This is a genomic window from Pararhizobium sp. PWRC1-1, assembly GCF_049897905.1.
Lineage (GTDB): Bacteria > Pseudomonadota > Alphaproteobacteria > Rhizobiales > Rhizobiaceae > Pararhizobium.
This window is the reverse complement of sequence record NZ_JAFCXE010000087.1, coordinates 1-662: the sequence shown is the minus strand read 5'-3', so window position 1 is coordinate 662 and position 662 is coordinate 1. Positions and strand designations below refer to the sequence as shown.

The 662-nt window shown below is 56.5% G+C and carries 1 protein-coding gene; it reads left to right on the top strand.

Annotation, left to right across the window (positions count from 1 at the left end; translation table 11 throughout):
- Positions 1 to 662, top strand: a 662-nt coding sequence (locus ACP7E0_RS35040) for an adenylate/guanylate cyclase domain-containing protein (protein WP_426131976.1), incomplete at both ends; no start/stop codon positions are given.

Sequence of the window (662 nt, the reverse complement as noted above, 5' to 3'; positions counted from 1 at the left end):
TTGGTTGCCGATGTCGTTGGGTACTGTCGGCTCGTTGAGACTGACGAGGAAGGCGCGCTTGCGGCAATTCGAGAGCTATGGGGTGCTGTGTTCCGACCGCTCATCGCAGAGTATCGTGGTCGGATCGTCAAATTGATGGGTGATGGCCTCATAGCAGAGTTCGGATCTGTTGTCGGAGCAGTTGCCTGTGCGGCGGCAGTACAAGAAAGGCTTGCCGTTCAACAGGACCAGGTTGCAGTTGAACGTCGCATTGTGCTCCGGATCGGCATAAACCTCGGAGACGTCGTGGTCGAGGGAGATGATCTTCTTGGCGATGGGGTCAATGTTGCCGCGCGATTGGAGCAATTATGTCCGCCAGGCAGCGTGCTCATATCCGGCTCAGCTCACGAGCAACTGTCGGGGAAACTCGATCTCCACTTCGAGTATGTGGGCGAGCAGCACCTAAAGAACATCGCGCGGCCCGTGAAGACCTACTGCATGGACGTCGGCGGCTTGACGCCAACGCTCCCACTCAGCTCACGTTCCGACAAGCCGGCGGTTGCTGTTCTGCCGTTTGACAACATGAGCGCTGATCCGGATCAGGTTTATTTCAGCGATGGCATTACCGAAGACGTCATCACGGAACTTTCAAGATTCAGAGAGCTCACGGTGATTGCCCGCAA